Origin of the sequence: Chryseobacterium barbadense (assembly GCF_042849955.1) — a bacterium.
Taxonomy (GTDB): domain Bacteria; phylum Bacteroidota; class Bacteroidia; order Flavobacteriales; family Weeksellaceae; genus Chryseobacterium.
The window spans coordinates 24,800-45,005 of record NZ_BAAFHL010000010.1; the positions used below are offsets into that span (position 1 = coordinate 24,800).

18 protein-coding genes are annotated in these 20,206 nt (G+C 37.7%); 9 read left to right on the forward strand and 9 right to left on the reverse strand.

The genetic code is table 11. The annotated features are described in order from the left end of the window. Window positions 1-11 precede the first annotated feature (11 nt). The 3 genes from ACGHIN_RS06510 to ACGHIN_RS06520 all read right to left on the reverse strand — a co-directional run bounded on the left by ACGHIN_RS06510 (window position 12) and on the right by ACGHIN_RS06520 (window position 3,404). Complete coding sequence (locus tag ACGHIN_RS06510) at window positions 12-1,283, reverse strand: ABC transporter permease (RefSeq protein ID WP_390451930.1); 1,272 nt, start codon at window positions 1,281-1,283, stop codon at window positions 12-14. Between the two features lie 101 nt (window positions 1,284-1,384). Further along, a complete protein-coding gene (locus tag ACGHIN_RS06515) occupies window positions 1,385-2,614 on the reverse strand; it encodes an ABC transporter permease (RefSeq protein ID WP_390451932.1) in 1,230 nt (409 codons plus the stop codon). Window positions 2,615-2,714: 100 nt separating this feature from the next. Further along, window positions 2,715-3,404 carry an ABC transporter ATP-binding protein gene (locus ACGHIN_RS06520; protein WP_121460236.1) on the reverse strand — a complete coding sequence of 230 codons (690 nt, stop codon included), beginning with the start codon at window positions 3,402-3,404 and terminating at the stop codon, window positions 2,715-2,717. A gap of 427 nt (window positions 3,405-3,831) precedes the next feature. Here ACGHIN_RS06520 and ACGHIN_RS06525 point away from each other — a divergent pair, with 427 nt between their 5' ends. From ACGHIN_RS06525 to ACGHIN_RS06565, 9 genes are all read left to right on the forward strand, one after another. Next, a complete protein-coding gene (locus ACGHIN_RS06525; RefSeq protein WP_390451934.1) occupies window positions 3,832-4,806 on the forward strand; it encodes a ribonucleotide-diphosphate reductase subunit beta in 975 nt (324 codons plus the stop codon). Window positions 4,807-4,958: 152 nt separating this feature from the next. After that, a complete protein-coding gene (locus ACGHIN_RS06530) occupies window positions 4,959-5,246 on the forward strand; it encodes a hypothetical protein (RefSeq protein ID WP_390451935.1) in 288 nt (95 codons plus the stop codon). Window positions 5,247-5,299: 53 nt separating this feature from the next. Continuing rightward, window positions 5,300-6,958 (forward strand): ribonucleoside-diphosphate reductase subunit alpha, encoded by a 1,659-nt coding sequence (locus tag ACGHIN_RS06535; RefSeq protein ID WP_390451937.1) that lies wholly within the window; start codon window positions 5,300-5,302, stop codon window positions 6,956-6,958. Between the two features lie 317 nt (window positions 6,959-7,275). Next, window positions 7,276-8,097: a hypothetical protein gene (locus ACGHIN_RS06540; RefSeq protein ID WP_390451938.1), complete on the forward strand. Its 822-nt coding sequence runs from the start codon at window positions 7,276-7,278 to the stop codon at window positions 8,095-8,097. A 3-nt stretch (window positions 8,098-8,100) separates the two neighbouring features. After that, window positions 8,101-8,904 carry a hypothetical protein gene (locus tag ACGHIN_RS06545; RefSeq protein ID WP_390451940.1) on the forward strand — a complete coding sequence of 268 codons (804 nt, stop codon included), beginning with the start codon at window positions 8,101-8,103 and terminating at the stop codon, window positions 8,902-8,904. Between the two features lie 12 nt (window positions 8,905-8,916). Next, window positions 8,917-9,738: a hypothetical protein gene (locus ACGHIN_RS06550; protein WP_390451941.1), complete on the forward strand. Its 822-nt coding sequence runs from the start codon at window positions 8,917-8,919 to the stop codon at window positions 9,736-9,738. Window positions 9,739-10,063: 325 nt separating this feature from the next. Beyond that, window positions 10,064-10,636, forward strand: a complete 573-nt coding sequence (locus tag ACGHIN_RS06555; RefSeq protein WP_390451943.1) for a hypothetical protein — start codon at window positions 10,064-10,066, stop codon at window positions 10,634-10,636. A 7-nt stretch (window positions 10,637-10,643) separates the two neighbouring features. Continuing rightward, the gene (locus ACGHIN_RS06560) at window positions 10,644-12,212 is read left to right on the forward strand and encodes an Ig-like domain-containing protein (RefSeq protein ID WP_390451944.1); all 1,569 of its coding nucleotides are present in this window, start codon (window positions 10,644-10,646) and stop codon (window positions 12,210-12,212) included. A gap of 109 nt (window positions 12,213-12,321) precedes the next feature. After that, entirely contained in the window at window positions 12,322-13,212 is an 891-nt protein-coding gene (locus ACGHIN_RS06565) for a DUF72 domain-containing protein (protein WP_390451946.1), read from the forward strand. Between the two features lie 39 nt (window positions 13,213-13,251). Here the strand turns inward: ACGHIN_RS06565 and ACGHIN_RS06570 are convergent, their stop codons facing one another. The 6 genes from ACGHIN_RS06570 to ACGHIN_RS06595 form a co-directional block, all read right to left on the reverse strand. Continuing rightward, window positions 13,252-13,845 (reverse strand): hypothetical protein, encoded by a 594-nt coding sequence (locus ACGHIN_RS06570; protein WP_390451948.1) that lies wholly within the window; start codon window positions 13,843-13,845, stop codon window positions 13,252-13,254. Window positions 13,846-13,884: 39 nt separating this feature from the next. Further along, window positions 13,885-14,529, reverse strand: coding sequence for an HD domain-containing protein (locus ACGHIN_RS06575; protein WP_390451950.1), 645 nt, complete (start codon window positions 14,527-14,529; stop codon window positions 13,885-13,887). Next, complete coding sequence (locus tag ACGHIN_RS06580; protein ID WP_390451951.1) at window positions 14,526-15,368, reverse strand: alpha/beta hydrolase family protein; 843 nt, start codon at window positions 15,366-15,368, stop codon at window positions 14,526-14,528. Before ACGHIN_RS06580 ends, ACGHIN_RS06575 begins: the two co-directional genes overlap by 4 nt. 88 nt (window positions 15,369-15,456) lie before the next feature. Continuing rightward, window positions 15,457-16,347 carry a ribokinase gene (locus ACGHIN_RS06585; protein ID WP_390451953.1) on the reverse strand — a complete coding sequence of 297 codons (891 nt, stop codon included), beginning with the start codon at window positions 16,345-16,347 and terminating at the stop codon, window positions 15,457-15,459. Window positions 16,348-16,409: 62 nt separating this feature from the next. Beyond that, the gene (locus tag ACGHIN_RS06590) at window positions 16,410-17,045 is read right to left on the reverse strand and encodes a DUF4241 domain-containing protein (protein WP_390451955.1); all 636 of its coding nucleotides are present in this window, start codon (window positions 17,043-17,045) and stop codon (window positions 16,410-16,412) included. A gap of 424 nt (window positions 17,046-17,469) precedes the next feature. Then, entirely contained in the window at window positions 17,470-20,085 is a 2,616-nt protein-coding gene (locus ACGHIN_RS06595; protein ID WP_390451957.1) for a valine--tRNA ligase, read from the reverse strand. Window positions 20,086-20,206: the final 121 nt, after the last annotated feature.

The window sequence follows — 20,206 nt, forward strand, 5'->3', positions numbered from 1 at the left end:
TAATTATCTAATTATTCTGTTCTTAATGCTTCAATAGGTCTTATTTTAACGGCTCTTTGCGCCGGAATCATCCCGATAATCAACCCCAAGACCACCATCACCGCCATGGCAGCAAATACGTTTGCATAATTTACGGTAGGGTTATAGAATGGAAATGAATCCTGGTTTTGAGTAAGTGCACTTAAAATCATGAGAACAAAAATCCCGAAGATAAATCCGAGCAATCCGGAGGAGAGTGTAATCACAACGCTCTCCAGCAAAATCTGGTTTCTCACTTCTGCAGGTTTGGCGCCTAACGCTCTTCTGATCCCTATTTCTTTGGTTCTTTCTTTTACTGTGATCAAAAGGATATTGGAAATGGCAATAACCCCCGCAAGAATCGTTAAGGTTCCCACAATAATGGTCAGAAGCTGCATTCCTGTTAAAAATCCGGTTAATTTTTTAAATTCTTTTCCCAAATTAAAACTTCCAAAAGCATTGGTATCTTCCGGGGAAACTTTATTCTTCGATTTTAATGACAGCTTTACAGTTTCTTCCACATTGTCTACATTGGCATTGGGTTTACTTACAATAGCAAACATATCGATCTGGTCTCCCGCATTATACATTTTGGTATAAGTGGAAAGTGGAATGAATACGGTTTGATCATTTTCAAAGCCTCCTCCTTTCTTCACTCTGAAAACTCCGATGACATTGAAGAAGATTCCTTTAATATTAATGGATTTCCCAAGTGGGCTTTCTTTCTTTTTAGCATCAAAGAAATTTTTATATACTTCTTCCCCGATAACGGCTACATTCTTATTTCCTGAAACATCCGCATCATTGATATAGCGTCCGAAAATCAGCTTCTTTTCTGAAATTTTGTTTCCTACGGGATAATCTCCGCTTAAGGAATACGTTCCGTTTTTTCCATTTCTGGACATGGCTTCTCCCGGAGTTCCCGTAAAGCTTCCTCTTGCATTCTGTGGAGAAATATAATCTATTTCAGGAACTTTTCTTTTCAGCATTTCCATATCGGATAAATGCAGGTGCATCTGTCTGCCTTTTGGAAACCCTTCATAAGGAATGGACGTATTCTGCGCCCAAAGGAAAATAGAGTTGGTGGCAAATCCCGAAAACAATTTATCAAAACCGTTTTCCATTCCTTTCGCGGCCCCCAATAGACTTACATATAAGAACATTCCCCATCCCACTCCGATCATCGTCAGGAATGTACGGAGTTTATTATTCCTCAATGAATAATAAATTTCCTGCCATGTATCTTTTTTGAATATAATGTTCACTTTTCTAAGTTATAAGTTATAAATGATGAGTGATTGTGAATGGCGAACTGTCATCAATTCTTAGTTCAATTTTCAAATTATCTCATTTCCACATTTCCAATTTACTCTACTCTTAAAGCTTCTATCGGTTTAATCTTTGAAGCTCTGTATGCCGGAACAAATCCCGCAATCAATCCGGAGAAAACCAAAGCTATAAAAGCAGCGAAGATCGTCCCCCAGCCTACATTGGGATCTTTGATGAAAAACTCTTCAAGACTGTCTCCTATTAAATTCAATGCTAACACTCCCAGACCTACTCCTACAAATCCTGAAATTACTGTTATCAGAACACTTTCCTGGACAATTAAAGCAACAATACTCTTAGGTTTTGCACCAATTGCCTTTCTCACCCCAATTTCCTGCGTTCTTTCTTTAACGATATATACCATGATGTTGCTGATCCCGATAATTCCCGCCAATAAAGTTCCAAGTCCGATGAATGTCACAATAGCAGTGATGACAGCCAGAAACATAAATGTGTCATTCATATTCTGTGCGTTATTCCACACTCTTACACCATTTTCATCATCCGGAGAAACATTTTTTCTGGATTTCAGCCTGTTTTTAAGCTCGTCTCCATATTTTATAGCTTCTTGAGGGGTCATATTTTCGTTATAAGCGATATATACCGTACTCACCGTGTCTGAACCTTTTTTCATTTGCTGCAAAGTGGTAATCGGAACGGTGATATGTCTTTCATCCCAGTCTCCTCCATCATCAGAGAATACACCTACCACTTTAAACATGGTCCCGTTAATATCCAGATCTTTCCCTACCGGACTTCCGTTTTTAATCAAATCCCGCTGCACCATTCTGCCGATAACCGCAACATTCTGTTTTCTTTCTAAATCTGTGGGGGTAAGATAGCGTCCTTCAAGAAGCTTTCTGTTTTCAATAAACTTTTCCTCTGTATCTGCTCCATTGATTTGATAAGTTCCGCTTTCTTTTCCATATTTCACGAGTAAGCTCGCCTGGTATCTTGGAGAGGAATACCCTACTTTTTCCTTATCCATTCCCACCAGAAAATCATAATCGTCGTTATCCATGGTAACTACCCTGTCACTTTGAAGCCCGTTATAGGCCAGTGTAGTTCTTCCCGTAAAAATGGAGATCAGGTTTTGGGCGTCTCTGGCAAAGCCTTCGGTAAATGCATTCTGCAATCCTTTTCCGATACCGAAAAGGACAATAAAGATAAATAATCCTAAAGCTACCGTAAACCCTGAAAGCACCGTCCGCAATACATTACTGCGGATAGAACTGAATATTTCCTGCCAACGATCAAGGTCAAACATAATTTATATTATTAAATGATTGAAAAATTCAAAGATTAAAACATTCATGAAGTAAAGCTTTAAATTTTCAAATTAACACATTATCAAATTTTTCAAATTCTTACAAAACTACCTGCTTGATAAACTCATCACTTTCAATGATACCATCTTTTAAAACAACATTTCTCTTGGTTTGTGCTGCAACATCAGGTTCGTGGGTTACCACAATGATTGTTTTTCCTTCGTTATTAATCTGCTGAAGAAGCTTCATAATATCATGAGTCGTTTTAGAGTCCAATGCTCCTGTAGGTTCATCGGCTAAAACCACTTTTGGATTCGTGATCAAAGCTCTTGCAATGGCTACTCTTTGTTTCTGGCCTCCGGAAAGCTCATTCGGAAGGTGATTCGCCCATTGAGCGAGTCCTACTTTTTCCAGGTATTCCATCGCTTTCTGGTTACGCTCTTTCCGGGGTACATTCTGATAGTATAAAGGAAGCGCAACATTATCCAACGCCGTTTTATATCCGATCAGATTAAACGACTGGAAAATGAAACCCAAAAACTGGCTTCTGTATTCCGCTGCTTTCACTTCGGATAAATGTTCGATAGGAACGCCATCCAGTTCATACGTTCCTGAATCTTTTTCATCCAGGATCCCGATAATATTAAGAAGAGTTGATTTTCCGGAACCGGAACTTCCCATAATAGAAACAAACTCTCCCTCTGAAATATTAAGATTAATTCCTTTGAGAACGTGCAGCTTACTTTTACCCGTATCGTATGATTTATGTAAATCTTGAATTACTAACATTAAGTGATGTATGTTTTTATATCCATATAAGTAGAAAATATTTTCAATTTGTTACGAAGAATAAAAATTTCTTTAATCAATTTAGTGTTTAATAAATTATCCTTTTGTTTATAGCATTTTATACAATATCGTTTAACTCTAACTCATCATTTTTATTTATTTTTGTCCCATAATGATGCGTAAGTCCATGTCAGAGCAAGTTTCATGTAAATGTGGAAAACTTTTACGGTTAAAACTCAACCATTTAGTGTTTAGCTCTTTCAAAATCAGTTCTGGTTTTCTAACTTTGTGCTTGCACGCAACAAAAAATAAAAACACTTTCTTGTGAAAAACTTCCACACATAAGTTACAACAAATCAAATTGTTAATTATTTTTTGAACGTTATCCACATTGATCTAATTATTTAATTTTAAAGACACGTTTAGTATGGGAATTTTTGATAAAAGAGTAAGTTACAAGCCATTTGAATATCCTGAGGTTCTTCAATTTGTAGAAGCGATCAATAAATCGTTCTGGGTACATTCGGAAGTGGATTTTACTGCAGATGTTCAGGATTTTCATTCACAGCTGGAACCCCATGAAAAACATGCTGTGAAAAATGCCCTTTTAGCCATTGCACAGATTGAGGTGTCTGTAAAGACATTCTGGGGGAATTTATACAATCATCTTCCAAAGCCTGAATTCAATGGATTAGGCGCTACTTTTGCGGAATGCGAATTCCGTCACTCTGAAGCGTATTCCCGTTTATTAGAAGTTCTAGGATATAACGAAGAATTCCTGAACGTGGTGGAAATTCCTGCCGTAAAAAAGAGAATTGACTTCCTCTCAAATGTTCTTAAACATGCGAATTCTGCAACACCTAAAGAATATGTTTCTTCTCTTTTATTATTCAGTATCCTGATTGAAAACGTATCCCTCTTCTCACAATTCGCCATTATCCTTTCTTTCACAAGATTTAAAGGATACATGAAAAATGTGTCTAACATTATTGCATGGACGTCTGTAGATGAGCAAATCCACGCCAATGCAGGAATTTATCTGATCAACAAGATCCGTGAAGAGCAACCTGACCTTTTAACTGATTCTGATATCGAAGATATCTATACTTTAGTAGATCAGTCCGTGGAATTAGAGGGAGAAATCCTTGACTGGATCTTCGAATTAGGAGAATTAAGCGTTTTCTCAAAAGAAGATTTATTAAACTTCATGAAATACCGTGTTGATGACAGCTTGAAGAAAATCAACATGAGAACTCGTTATAACGTTTCTCCGGAGCAATACCGTCCAATGGTTTGGTTTGAGGAGGAAGTTTTTGCTAACTCTTTGGATGATTTCTTTGCCAAAAGACCTGTAGATTATACGAAGCACGATAAGAGTATTACAGCAAACGATTTGTTTTAATGGATAAAGGGCGCGAGCGAAGCGAGCGTCAAAGCAGACAGTATTAGCAGAATGTCATTCTGAACGAAATAAAATGAAGTGAAGAATCTAAATACTTAAAGAGAGATTCATCGTTCCCCGGAATGACAATTCAACCAAGATAAAAAGATCATATGATTAATGTAGTGGTAACATACACCGTAAACCCTGAATTCGTTTCAGAAAACAAAGTCAATATTCAGAAGTTCCTGGACGATTTTGAAAAACTGGATCAGTCTACTTTTGAATATAAGGTTTATCTGAAGGAAGATGGTGTTACTTTTTTACATTATTCCAACTACATCAATGAAGAGGTTCAACATGAGGTTCTGAATGTCCCGTCTTTTAAAGAATTTCAGAGATTAAGAGACGAAAGCGGATTAAACGGTTCCCACAAAGTAGAAATTTTACAATCAATATAAAAACAAAATTCTTGGGTAACAACACATTCAGGAATTCGAAAATATAAACAACTATGGAAGAGCAAAACACAAATATATGGTGGCTCAATGAAGAGTCTGAGCAAATGCTGAACAGAGGATATCTGTTGAAAGGAGAAACGGTGGAAGGAGCTATCGACAGAATTACAACCGCAGCTGCCAAAAGATTATACAAGCCCGAATTACAACCGGCTTTCAAAGAAATGATCACCAAAGGATGGATCAGCTTCTCATCTCCGGTTTGGGCGAATATGGGAACTCAAAGAGGACTACCCATTTCTTGTTTCAACGTTCATATTCCGGACAGCATTGAAGGCATTACCCACAAAATGGGTGAAGTCATCATGCAGACAAAGATCGGAGGGGGAACTTCAGGATATTTTGGGGAACTTCGTAACAGAGGAACTGCCGTAACGGATAACGGAAAGTCTTCAGGAGCAGTTTCTTTCATGAAACTGTTTGACACGGCAATGGACGTGGTTTCACAAGGAGGAGTAAGAAGAGGTGCTTTTGCTGCTTATCTGGATATTGACCATGGAGATATTGAAGAATTCTTATCTATCAAAGATATCGGAAGCCCAATCCAAAACCTGTTTACAGGAATTTGCGTTCCGGACTACTGGATGCAGGATATGATAGATGGCGATATGGAAAAACGTAAAGTTTGGGCAAGAGTATTGGAAAGCCGCCAGCAAAAAGGTCTTCCTTATATTTTCTTTACCGATAATGTGAACAGAAATAAGCCACAGGTTTATAAAGACTTAGGATTGCCTGTAAACGCAAGTAACCTTTGTTCGGAAATTATGCTGCCTTCTTCTATGGAAGAATCATTTATCTGCTGCTTATCCTCCATGAACCTTGAACTATACGATGAGTGGAAGGATACCAACGCGGTAAAACTAGCCATTTACTTCCTGGATGCTGTTTTATCTGAATTTATTGATAAAACAGAAGGAAATTATTACCTACAAGGTGCAAGAAATTTCGCAATGCGTCACAGAGCGCTTGGATTAGGAGTTTTAGGATATCATTCTTATCTACAGAAAAATATGATCCCTTTTGAAAGTTTTGAAGCAACCCAGTTCAACGCAAGAGCTTTCAGACATATCAAAGAACAGGCTGAGCAGGCTTCAAGAGAGCTGGCCAATATTTATGGTGAACCTGAATTATTGAAAGGATACGGATTAAGAAACACCACTACCATGGCTATCGCTCCTACCACTTCAAGTTCCGCTATTTTAGGGCAAACTTCTCCGGGAATTGAGCCTTTTGCGTCCAATTACTATAAAGCAGGCTTGGCTAAAGGAAACTTTATGCGCAAGAATAAGTACTTAGCTAAATTATTGGAAGAAAAGGGGCTTGATAATGAAGAAACATGGAGAACAATCATGCTGAATCATGGTTCCGTTCAGCATTTAACCGAACTTACTGACGAGGAAAAAGCAGTATTCAAAACGTTCAAAGAGATTTCGCCAATGGAAATTATTTCCCAGGCTGCCCAAAGACAGCAATATATTGATCAGGCACAATCTTTGAACTTACAAATTCCATCAACGATGCCTGTAAAAGATGTGAATTACCTTTACATCGAAGCTTGGAAAAAAGGAGTTAAGACATTGTATTACCAGAGAAGTTCCTCTGTATCTAAAGAACTGATGGTGAACTTTGTTTCTTGTTCAAGCTGTGAGGCATAAAATAATAAACTAATTATATACAAGAGAAACCTGCAAATATGTTGCAGGTTTCTTTATTTTCTTTGATCTATATCATTTGCATTCTTCAAAAAAACATAAAATTCTTCATGAATTAAGCTTTTTAATAAAATTTTAATTTTTCATCTATAATAGTTTATTTTTCATCAATCCATTATGGATACAGAGAAAAAAACAAAAACTTTTTCACCCACAAATCAGTACGTACCAGTATTTTATCAATCGGAGATTATGTTTTTAATATAATTTTTTTATACATTTGCCTTGCACAACACAAAAAAAATATTTCGAACAACGTTATGAAAAAGTTCATTAACGGTGATAAAATCATGGCATTGGTTTTATTCACATCCTTTTTTTCAGCAAATGCTCAGGTCAGGGTCTCCAATTCTTCGGGAACCGTTAATCCACAAAGTATTTTACATTTGGAAAGTTCCGGTAATGACAAAGGTTTTCTACTTACCAGAATTGCTCTTCAAGCAACAAACCTGTCTAATCCGTTATCTGCTCATGTAGCAGGAATGATAGTTTACAACACTGCAACAGCGGGTACAGCTGCTAATAGGGTTACTCCTGGTCTTTATTATAATAACGGGACATCATGGGTGAAGCTAACAACCAAAACCCCTAAAATAGGGGATATTAAAAACGGCTTTCAAAACACTGATCACAACGGTTGGTACCTTTTAAACGGCCGGGCAATAACTACTTTAGCGACCCATCCGAGAAGCAGAGCAACAGCCTTAGGGTTTACGACCAATCTGCCTGATGCTTCTGACAGGTTTTTAAAGACTACTAACGGAACTGATAATATAGGAACTTCCTCAGGTGCAGATACTTTTACTCTTGTACAAGCCAACTTGCCTAATGTAACGTTTTCAGGAACGACAAACACTACCGGCAGCCATACGCATAATTATACGGATAACCCTACTACTACCACTGCTGCAGCCAGCGGAGTCAATAATCCTATATCCAATGCAGCCAACGTGAATGACACTACGAGCAATACGGGTGCACACACCCATACGCTTAGTTTTTCTTTAGGCGGAAGCAGCTCACCTGTGAGCTTCGAGCCTAATCACATCATTACAAACGTATTCATTTATTTAGGAAGTTAGGTTATGAAATCAAAATTTTTATCTATATGTGCCGGGCTATTATGTTTTACGGCATTGAAATCGCAAGTAGGTATAGGAACAACTGCTCCATCTGCCTCAGCTGTGCTTGAAATAAACAGCAATAATAAGGGCTTATTAATGAACAAAGTCGCTCTTACTTCTATAACATCCCCTGCTCCATTCACCAGTCATGTGGAAGGGATGTGGGTTTATAATACTGCAACAGCAGGAACGTCTCCCAATAATGTAACTCCCGGATTATACTATAATGACGGTATAAAGTGGGTTTTAATGTCTATTAATAATGATCTTCCGAGAACCGGTGATATAAAATCAAGTGTGATCAATGCAGACCACGACGGATGGTATATATTAAACGGAAGAAGCATCTCAACGCTATCGGCGACAGCTCAGGCTAATGCGGCCAGTATTGGTCTTGGCACCAATCTCCCTAATTCCAGCGACAGAATGATAAAGGGAAAAAATACCTCGGAATCTTTTGCAGCAACGGGCGGAGTCAACTCTTATTCTATTTCCCAAACTAATTTACCCAACCTGACATTTACCGGAAATACTTCTTCTAACGGTGCACACACCCATACATATACCAACAGAGGAGCAAATTACTGGAACTATAATGCAGGGGCTTTAACCAGTACAAGAACGATTAGTACGGAAACCAGAACCACCCAGGCTGCAGGTGACCACAGTCATACTTTCTCTGTTTCCAGCGGAGGGAGCAATGCCCCAATTTCACAATATCCAAAACATATGGTAGTACAATACTTCATTTATTTAGGAAAATAAAAACATCAAAAAATGAAAAAAACACATTATATTTTCTTTCTATTTGCCTTATGCATCTGGGGAAAAGCACAAGTAATGATCATTGATGGAGCCCAGTCGTCTCCTACCCCCAATACACAGGCTATTTTAGAATTGCAATCCCAAAATCAGAATAAGGGACTCTTAATGCCTAAAGTAGCGCTTACAGCAACCAATAACGCAAGCCCTTTACCAAGCCATATCGCAGGCATGACAGTATATAATACGGCAACTTCATCAGCTACTCCTCTAACAGGCGTTACTCCGGGGCTCTATTATAATGACGGAACATCCTGGAACAGACTGGAAGTACAGCTTCCTGATCCGGGAGATATTAAATACAGCAGCATTGCTACAGATCATGACGGATGGTATCTTTTGAATGGAAGGGCTTTATCCAGCTTACCTGCAACTGCTCAAACCGCAGCTGCTTCTTTAGGGTTTTCAACATCATTGCCTAATAGCGCAGACCGATACTTAAAAGCCAAAACAGGCTCTGAGGTATTAGGCAACAATGGCGGTAGTACATCAGTTGCTCTTACTCAGGCCAATCTTCCTAATATTACCTATAATGCAACAACATCTGTTTCAGGTAATCACAGCCATACTTATAATGACCGAGCAAGTGGTATAACCACTAGTGTGGAAGGAGGAAGCAATAGAACAGTTGTAGACAATGATTCTGAGACTTCAACTACCAGCAGTAGTGGTTCACATATCCACAGCTTCTCAGTTTCTACAGGAGGATCAAACACCCCAATAAATCTAGAGCCTCAATATTTATCTGCCTATATTTTTGTCTATTTGGGGCAATAATTAAGAATAAATAGTAAAAAAGGCTGCAGTCTTGTGGCCTTTTTTTAACGTCCTACTTACAAATACATGAAAAATTTATAGATTTTTTTCTATTTTTTAAGTTATGGTTCCTTATTTAAAACTGTATATTCCTCACTAAACCATTATGAACACTACAAAAAGAACATTCCCGCTCTTCTAATGATCAATACTTTACAAAATTCAGATAAATATTAAAATACAATTTTTCATACCTTTGCATACACAAAGAACACAAAGGAATACTTTCAGAATTTGGCAAAAATTTTGTTAAGTATCCTGCACACACAACAAAAAATTATTTCGGATGAACAAAATTATTGTATTAATTTTGGTAATAACTTCGCATGTTATTACCGCTCAGGTAGGTATTAACACAACCACCCCTGACACGAGTGCAATTTTAGATGTTTCCAGTACATCAAAAGGGGTATTACTCCCTAGAATAAGCAATTTAGCTTCTGTAAGCAATCCGGCAACAGGATTAGTTATCTTCGATACCAATAGAAAATGTATTAGTCAGAACATAGGTACTCCGGCAGCTCCGAACTGGTCTTGCCTTTCTCCTTATGTGGCTAAGTTTTTCTATATGCCGAGTGTAGTTTTTGACACTTCAACGATAAGTGCCGGGCAAACAAAAGATTTATATACTCTGTATAAAAACCAGTTTGCGAATGTTCCGGCTAATGCAAGAAGTACCTCAGCCCCGGCTGCAATCCCCTTCTTTCCTAATGCATCAGATCTATATTATTATGTAACAGGTTATGATTCAACGGTATTTAAAATTAATAGTATTAGTGATACAGGGGTATTGAATTATGATGTCCTTTCTAACGCTACTCCAGCTTCATTTATCAACATCGTCTTTGTCGTAAAATAGAAGGAGTATGAAAACGAATTATAAAGGGCTATCACTGATAAGCCTGTTATTGATGCTACTTTCTAATGGCTTCAAAGCCCAGACTGACAGTACGGAGGTAGCCAGTATTTATGGATTTTATTCTTACTCAAATTCATTGATGAATGCTTCTGGGGCACCGGAACTTACTCTTCAGGGTAATGCATCTCATACAGCTACAGGAGTTCAACTTACACCTGCAAGCTTGTCCCAGTTCGGAGGATTATTTATTAACGGTAGAACATTCACTTCTGTTAACGGACTACACGTAGAATTTGAATATGATATGAAAGGAGGAACACCGCTAGGTGGCATTTATGGAGATGGATTATCATTTTTCTTATATGATGGAGCCGTTGCGAATCCTGTCATTGGTGCACCGGGAGCAGGTTTAGGATATTCTTATAACAGGGCGAAAGATCTGTATTCAAGCTCTAGAAAAACGGGTTTAACAGGTGCCTATCTTGGAATTGCCCTGGATGAGTTCGGTAACTTCAAATCCAAACGTTTTCAAGGAGAATCAAGAATTAATGGAATTGCAGGTTCATGGACTACGTCAACCAGCTATATAACATTACGAGGGGCTATGGGAGCCAATATCAACAGCTCCATAGGATTAGGATTAGGCTACACAGGGTATCCCGTTCTAGTTACCCGCTCCACGTTAAGCAATACGGGAACAGTAGGAAGAGTGCTTCAGTCGGACAGGACTTATGCCAATACCACCAATACTCTATCTTCAACTTTCGATCTTAGAAACGGAAGCGGTGAATTCAGAAAAGTATTTTTAGACCTGATTCCGCACTTTGTGACTCCCACAACTACGGATGGCTTTGATGTTAAAGTAGATATGCAGACCACAGTTAATGGAACTCCTATAAATATTATCAATTATTATCATTATAAAACATCGGTTCCTTATACTGAAAATGCTAATCCTCAGATTACCGATTTCAATAATTCCGATGTAGAAGGAGCTCCTACTGCGCAAACTTTAAATGCTACAGTTCCTTCTGTGCTGAAATTAGGTTTTGCGGCAGCAACTGGTGCTTCTTTTCAACAGCACATCATCAGAAATGTAAAACTAACGTTGCCTTACTCCGCTGTTTCTAATGATGATGTAGCATCAACCTGTAAAAATCAGCCGGTTCATATCTCTGTTCTTGATAATGATATTGCTTACAAAGGCCCGATCAGTATTACAACACCACCTACTGGAAGCAAAAACAATATTGACTATAAAACATTCAGTTTTGCGAAAAACAGCGAAACAGACCTGACTTTATACCGCAAAAAAGTTACTCCACAGGGAACCTGGACTTTCAACACGAATACAGGGATTGTTACTTTTACTCCGTCCAGCGGATTTACAGGAACTGCAACCATGACGTATTCCGTGAAAGGAAGAACAGTAACTGATTCAAGCGGAAAAATCGTTGAACCATACGGTGATACCGCTTACAGATCTATTCCGGCTACCATTACGGTGAACCTTAAAACCACCGGATGCGTATATGCTGTAGTTTCCAATAAAATGATCACTCCGACAGTTAAATAATTTTTTAATTGTTCTACTATTGAATTCATGTTTAAACTACAAAACCATAGAAATTTCTATGGTTTTTGTTTTATATTTGTTAAACAGTTTAATTCTTAATCCTTGACATATGAAATTCGGACAAGTAGAAGATCCCTCTCAAATAGATTTTACATTACCTAAAGACCATTCCGAAACGAAAAAGATTCTCAGCCGGAATAAAAAGGGACTGGAAAATATTTCCATCGGGTGCGCCAAATGGAATAAGACCGATCTAAAAGGATTTTACCCTAAAGGAACCAAAGACGAATTAACCTATTATGCCACACAGTTCAATTCAATTGAATTAAACGCTACATTCTACGGAATGCCAACTCCTGAACAAGTGGTAACCTGGACAGAAAAAACTCCTGATAATTTTAAATTTTTCCCAAAAATCACCAATACGGTTTCTCATTTCAGAAGGTTGATTGACGTTACGGAACCGGTAACCCAGTTTTCGACTTCCGTTATGAATTTCGGAGATAAACTGGGAATGGTCTTCCTTCAGCTTCATGATAATTTTAAACCTAAGGATTATGACAGGCTGGAAAAGTTTGTAACAGACTGGCCTAAAGAAATCCCTCTGGCCATAGAACTCAGAAATACGGAATGGTTTACCGATGAAGATATTTTCAATACAACATGTAAACTTTTTGAAGCTAATAATATTACCAATATTATAGTAGATACGGCAGGGAGAAGAGATATGCTTCATATGCGCCTCACCACCCCCAACGCCTTTATCCGCTACGTAGGCGCTAATGCAGAAAGTGACTATGACAGGTTGAATGATTGGCTGGAGCGTTTAACACAATGGAAAAAAGAAGGGCTTCAGAACCTGTATTTCTTTGTACATCAAAATATTGAAAAAGCGTCTCCTTTGTTGTCCGCCCATTTTATTCAAAAGATGAACGAAGAGTGGAAAACCGATCTGAAAGTTCCGGAGATGGCTCCTGGAGGTACCGGAACTCTATTTTAAAGTGCATTCCTATTATAAAAGGCTATCTTAACGGATAGCCTATTTTTTCCTTCTCAGCAATAAAACCACATTGAGAAACAGCAACAAAAAGTCTAAAGTGACCCAAACCCCAAGTTTAATGTTCTGATTATTATAGGTTTCAACCTGTTTCTTTGCTTTATCTGATAATTTAGCGCTTTGATTGATATAGTTTTGAACCTCAACAATCTGATCTATATTTTTATTAGGAACGGAATGCTGAGAAAAATACACCAGGTTTTTCTTACCCAGGTAACCTGAAATCCAGTATTCATCCGAGGTATCCATTTTAAGATATTCAACCCTGTAATGCTCCGGACGAATTTTCCCGATATGTTTGACATCCAAAATCCCACTGCTGTCCTGATCATTAATGGTAATGACGTAAAAATCGAGTGTTTGGGGAAGTGTATTAATCACCTGTAAACCTACCGCGTTATTGACAACTCCCTCTGCACTTTTCTTGATAAACCAATACGTGAAAACTGAAATAGATACGATCACGGAAGCAATGCGAAATAATTTTGCCCAATTAGCGCCTCTTCCCGGTTTTACTTTTGATAAAAGAAGAGAGAAAGCTAACGACAGAAATAGAGCAAAAACAATTAATCCCATAGTGCAAATATACTGATTTGGCAGCTTTTCGAGGAATGGCTAGTCAACATTCCATTCTTTGTAGAACTGATCCAGGAAATTCAGCATAAAACGGTGTCTGTCTTCTGCCATTTCTTTTCCTTTTTCTGTATTCATTAAATCCTTTAGCAGAAGGAGCTTTTCATAAAAATGATTAATGGTTGTTCCATTGGACTTTTTATATTCTTCTTTGGACATATTGAGCTTCGGTTCAATATCAGGGTGATACATCAGGTTGTTTTTAAAACCTCCAAAATTAAAGGTCCTTGCAACACCAATGGCTCCAATCGCGTCCAGGCGATCTGCGTCCTGAACAATTTGAAGCTCTATAGGACGGTTTTGAGGCGCTTCGCTTCTATTTTTAAATGAAATATTTTTGATGATAAACAAAACCTGTTCAATACTGTCTTCAGAAGCGTTCTGGCTTTCGAGGAATTCACGGGATACTTTTAAGGCAACGGTTTCATCACCTCCATGAAACTTTGGGTCAGCAATATCATGAAGCAATGCGGAAAGTTCCACTACTTCCAGATTACAGCTTTCAGTCACGGCGATTTTTTGAGAGAGCTTCCATACTCTTTCAATATGAAACCAGTCGTGCCCCGCTTCTGCTCCTTCTAATTTTTCTTTTACAAATTCTACGGTGTTATCAATCAAATTCTTCATTGTATCAATTCATTTAAAATAATATCCCAAAGTTTTTTATTATAGCTCCTGAAAAAATTAACGTGTCCGATTTCTCCTTTTTCTGATTCTGAAACCCGAACCAGCCTGTAAGTTGGCTTTAAATTGGGATAAGTATCATTAAGCAGGCTCTTCACTCCTTTTTCAGTTAACCATGCATCATCTTCAGCTCTGATCACGAATGCTTTCTGAGTGAGATCCTTGGAATAATCATCAATTTTTTCCAGTAAGCCGTTGGTAGATTTCTTATTCAAAATTAAGGTTCTCCAGTCATAGGCACAATTTTTTGGAAGACTTTCTCCTAAACCAAACCAGTGCGAGGGAAAATACCCCAATAATTGGGTAGCTAAAGGCTGGGCTAATCCAAAACCCAGGTAGGCTTCAATTTTTGTTTTCCACTTCAAATTTCCCACAAATGCATTCTGGGTTCCTACAAAAACAAATTCATCGAACATTTTGGAATCTTCATTCATTCCTAAGATCAGAGCTCCTACAGAATGCCCTAAACAATACTTTTTATGTGTTGGAAAACGGGTTCTGATGTATTGGGTTAATGTTTTGTAATCTTCCGATCCCCAAATTCTCATAGAGGCATTAAAGCCTTTCATCTGTTCCGGTTTTGAAAGTCCTATTCCCCTATAATCATAGGTGATAACCGTGAATCCTTTCTCTGCAAAAAATTTCGCAAACGAAAAATACACCTGCTGCTTCACTCCCGTTGCGGAATTGATGAGTAATATTTTCTCATGGTCAATTTTCGGCGGAAAGAGATGTGCAGCCAAGGAAACATGATCCTGAGTAGTAAGAATAAGTTTTTCCATAGTAAGAAAAGAAAAATCCACTATAAAAGTGGAAATTTTACTTCTATTTTTAGGTTAACTTTTCGATTTTCGATATGTATTAAATAGCTTAAGAAAAGAAATCCGACAGTCTTGGAAGACCTGTCTGGGATCCTTTTTTCACAGAAACTCTTGCCGATACTTCATTTCCGAATTTCACACATTCTTCCAAGGAATTATCATGACACAAAGCCACTGCAAATCCGGATGTAAAGGCATCTCCCATTCCCATTTTATATACAGCTTTATCGCTGTCATTTCTAAAATATTTCATTTCTGTCCCATCAAAATAAATGGTGGAATTTGTGTCATCTCTTACAAATACTTTATTGAAATATTTTCTTAAAACGTCCTCTCTCTGCTCTTCTCCGAAAATAGTATATAGTTCTGTACTTTTGGCTACGACAAAATCCACGTTATCCAGAATTTCAGCAGTAAGCCTTACAGCAGGTGAGGCATAAAGCCCTACTTTTTTACCATATTTTTTAGCCTTCTTTATGGTATATTCCACAACATCCAAAGATACCTCTAACTGAACCAGAACAAGATCAGATGTTTGAAAATACTTATCTGCAGATTCTATATGGTCTGTTGTTAAACATTTATTGGCTGCCGGAACAACTACTATTACGGCATCTCCGTTAAAAGCTGTTACATAAGCGGTTCCCGTAGCTTCTTTATCTGTTTCATAGATAAATCCCACATTCACGTTTTCATTCACCAGATTTCTCATAATCTGTTGTCCCAGGGGATCCATTCCCACACACCCGATAAAATACACACTCGCTCCAAGTCTGGCCGTTCCTACAGCCTGATTGGCTCCTTTACCTCCAAAATAGCTTTCCGAGCTTGACGCTAAAACCGTTTCATTAGGTGACGGGAGTTTATTTGTTTCCAGAACCAGATCAATAGAAGAGCTGCCTACAACAATAATTTTGGGTTGTTCCGATGAGAAATTCATTGTGTTTTAATGTTTATCAAATTTAAAAAACAGAACATATTTTCAAAAAAAATTAACTTTAATTAACTAATTTCAATAAATTCAGTCACTACTTTTACTGGTGCAGCATTTTTATCATACCCGATATAGCTTGCATAAAAACCTTCACCATATCCGGTTTCAAAAGCAAAAATAGTTCCCGGATGGTCCTTTGCAGGCTTTAAAAAGGCATACTGATCAATGGCTCCGTTCTCGTCAAAAAAATAGTCATGGAAAAACTCTTCATAAATCCCCATAAAGTCAACTCCTTTACGATGATACAGCTTTTTTTCAAGCTCATTGAGACTATTTTGAGTATCCGCATCCATGAAACACCCCATTCCGCTCTCTACAGGGTATCCAAATACCTCTCCTTCTACCAGATCTTTCGTATTCTGCCCTTCTGTAGTGGCTAATTTCCATTCAGCAATTTCAGTATTGCTGAAAATGATTTCGGCATATGCTACACAATTACTTTCTCTCTCCTTGTGCAATAAAACAGGAAAATCCCCTTTTGGAAATGATGTAGAAAAGGGTTTCATATCATTGGTGATCAAAGGATCACAGGCCACCAGATTTCCACTGGAAAGATAGATTTTCCCTACTTCAAAACTTTCCAGTAACGGACTTTCTACAAAATTTTTGGAAAATAGTTTCTTTATGTTTTCTATGTGTGTCATTGAGATTGATGAGTCTTTTTTGTTGTCAGGCTGAGCGGAGTCGAAGCCTTTTTATTTTTATCTTGTTCAAAATTACTGAATTGACTTTTGTTTTGACAAACTGAATTATCTTTTAGTTTATCCCGGTTGTCATTAAAAATAGCTTCTTTTTTATTTCTGCTCCGGCTTTCAATTGTCTTTCAAATGAAATAGCCTGAGTTACATTATTAAATTCACAAAAGAAGACTCGCTCAACCGGTCTTCTTTTGTATGTATAACTTTCAGGAAACTTTCCAGACTGATGTTGAAAAAGGCTTCAATATCATTGGTAATACCAGTATAATAAAACTTATCGGAACATTTAAACATGTATACAAAATATTGATTCATTATTCAAAAAGGCTTCGACTCCGCTCAGCCTGACATTCCGACAAAAAATTATTATTTACAAAGTTTTCAGTTTCTCCTCCAAAATGGCAATTTTATCCTGAGCATCCTTTTGTTTTTTACGCTCTGTTTCTACAATTTCAGGTTTTGCGTTGGCCACGAACTTTTCATTGGAAAGCTTCTTTTCAACAGAAATCAGGAAACCTTTCAAATATTTTAATTCTTCCTCTGTTTTTTGCTTTTCCTCTCCTAAATCCAAATTTTCACTTAAAGGAATGGATATTTCAGTTGATCCCACAAGGAACGTGAAGCTTGGCTTATCTGTTTTTTCACTAAAATGAATTTCAGAAACGTTGGCCAGCTTTCTGATAACTGCCTCATTGGCAAATTCTGAAGCACTGGTATAAATTTCAACCGCTTCCCTTGGCGAGATACCTTTGGTCTGACGGTAATTTCTAACTCCTGAAATCAGTTCCTCTGCGGTTTCAAAGTTTTTAATAATTGCTTCACTGAATTCCCCAGCTTTTTTCTGTTGAGCTATCACTAATGCATTGTCTGTACTTCTCTCAGCGATCAATTGCCATAATTCTTCCGTTAAGAAAGGCATAAATGGATGAAGCAGCTTCATTAATTCTTCAAAGAAAATAATTGTTCTGTTATAAACTTCTTTAGAAATGCCTTCTCCATAATTGGGTTTAATCGCCTCAAGATATAGACCACAGAAATCGTCCTTAACTAATTTCTGAATTAAATGTAATGCATCGGAAATTCTGAACTTATCAAACTGATCGTTGATTTCAGTAATTGATTTGTTCAATTGATTTTCAAACCATTCAATAGTTTGTATTTCTGCTGAATTAGCAGACTTATCTTCATGGTTCCACATGTTGATCAAGCGGAAAGCATTCCAGATCTTCGTCATGAAATTTCTTCCCTGAAGCATAAGCTCTTCATCAAAAAGAAGATCGTTTCCTGCCGCAGAACTCAATAAGATTCCTACACGAACTCCATCCGCTCCGTATTTCTCCATCAATTCCAATGGATCCGGTGAATTCCCTAAGGATTTGGACATCTTTCTTCTCTGCTTATCTCTTACAATTCCTGTGAAGTAAACATTTTTGAAAGGAACCTCTTTTCTGTATTCCAATCCTGCCATGATCATTCTGGCTACCCAGAAAAAGATAATATCCGGGGCGGTTACCAGGTCAGAAGTCGGGTAGTAATAATTAATCTCTTTATTTTCAGGATTAAGTAATCCATCGAAAACAGACATTGGCCATAACCATGAAGAGAACCAGGTATCAAGAGCATCTTGGTCTTGTTTCAGGTTGTCGATTGTCAGTTGCTGGTTTCCTGTTTTTTCTTTAGCTAAATCTAAAGCTTCTTCTCTAGTTTCAGCTACAACAAAATCTTCATCTCCACTTCCATAATAATAGGCAGGAATTTGCTGTCCCCACCAAAGCTGGCGGGAAATATTCCAGTCACGGATGTTTTCCATCCAGTGTTTATAGATGTTTTTAAACTTCTCCGGATAGAATTTCACCTCATCATCCATTACCACGTCCAACGCAGGTTTAGCAATTTCAGACATTTTCAGGAACCACTGAACGGAAATTTTAGGCTCAATGACTGCTCCTGTTCTTTCTGAAGTTCCTACTTTATTTACATAATCTTCAGCTTTTAGTAAAAGGTCTTTTTCCTCCAGCTCTTTTGCGATCAGTTTTCTAACCTCGAATCTGTTTTTTCCTGCATAATGTAATCCGTGTTCGTTAAGGTTGGCATCATCATCCAGAGCATCAATCATTTTTAACTGATGCTTTTGCCCGATCTCATAGTCATTAGTATCGTGTGCCGGAGTAATTTTTAAAGCTCCCGTTCCGAATTCTATATCCACATATTCGTCTTCAATAATCGGAACCAGTCTGTTCACAATAGGTACAATTACATTTTTACCTTTCAGGTGAGCATATCGTTCATCATTCGGGTTGATACAAACGGCAGTATCCCCGAAAATCGTTTCCGGACGCGTAGTTGCCACCGAAAGGAATTCTTCGGAACCTTCAATTTTATATTTAAGGAAATATAATTTCCCGTTCTGTTCTTTAAATATTACTTCTTCATCAGAAATATTGGTTTTGGCTTCAGGATCCCAGTTAACCATTCTGTATCCTCTGTAGATAAGACCTTTGTTATATAGATCAACAAAGCTTTTAATTACCTGCTCGGAAAGTTTATCCTCCATGGTAAAACGGGTTCTGTCCCAGTCGCACGAACAGCCTAACTTTTTCAACTGTTCAAGAATGGTTCCTCCGTATTTATCCGTCCATTCCCATGCATGTTTTAAAAACTCTTCACGGGTAATATCCGATTTGTTGACTCCTTCTGATTTCAGTTTGGCAACCACCTTAGCTTCAGTAGCAATGGAAGCGTGATCTGTGCCCGGAACCCAACAGGCATTAAAGCCCTGCATTCTTGCACGGCGGACCAGAACATCCTGAATGGTATTGTTCAGCATATGCCCCATATGTAAGATCCCCGTAACGTTTGGCGGAGGAATTACAACGGTATATGGCGGTTTGTCGTTTGGCTCTGAATGGAAATACTTATTCTCCAACCAGTAGTTATACCATTTTTGTTCAGTTTCCTGTGGATTGTACTTTTCTGAAATCTGCATAAATTCTAATTCTTTGGCTTACAATTTGCAAAAATACTTAAAGAAAAAAAATTTCAAGTATGAATTAAAATAATTTTTAACTTTGTTTTTCAAAATTTATCTAACAAACATATTAACATTC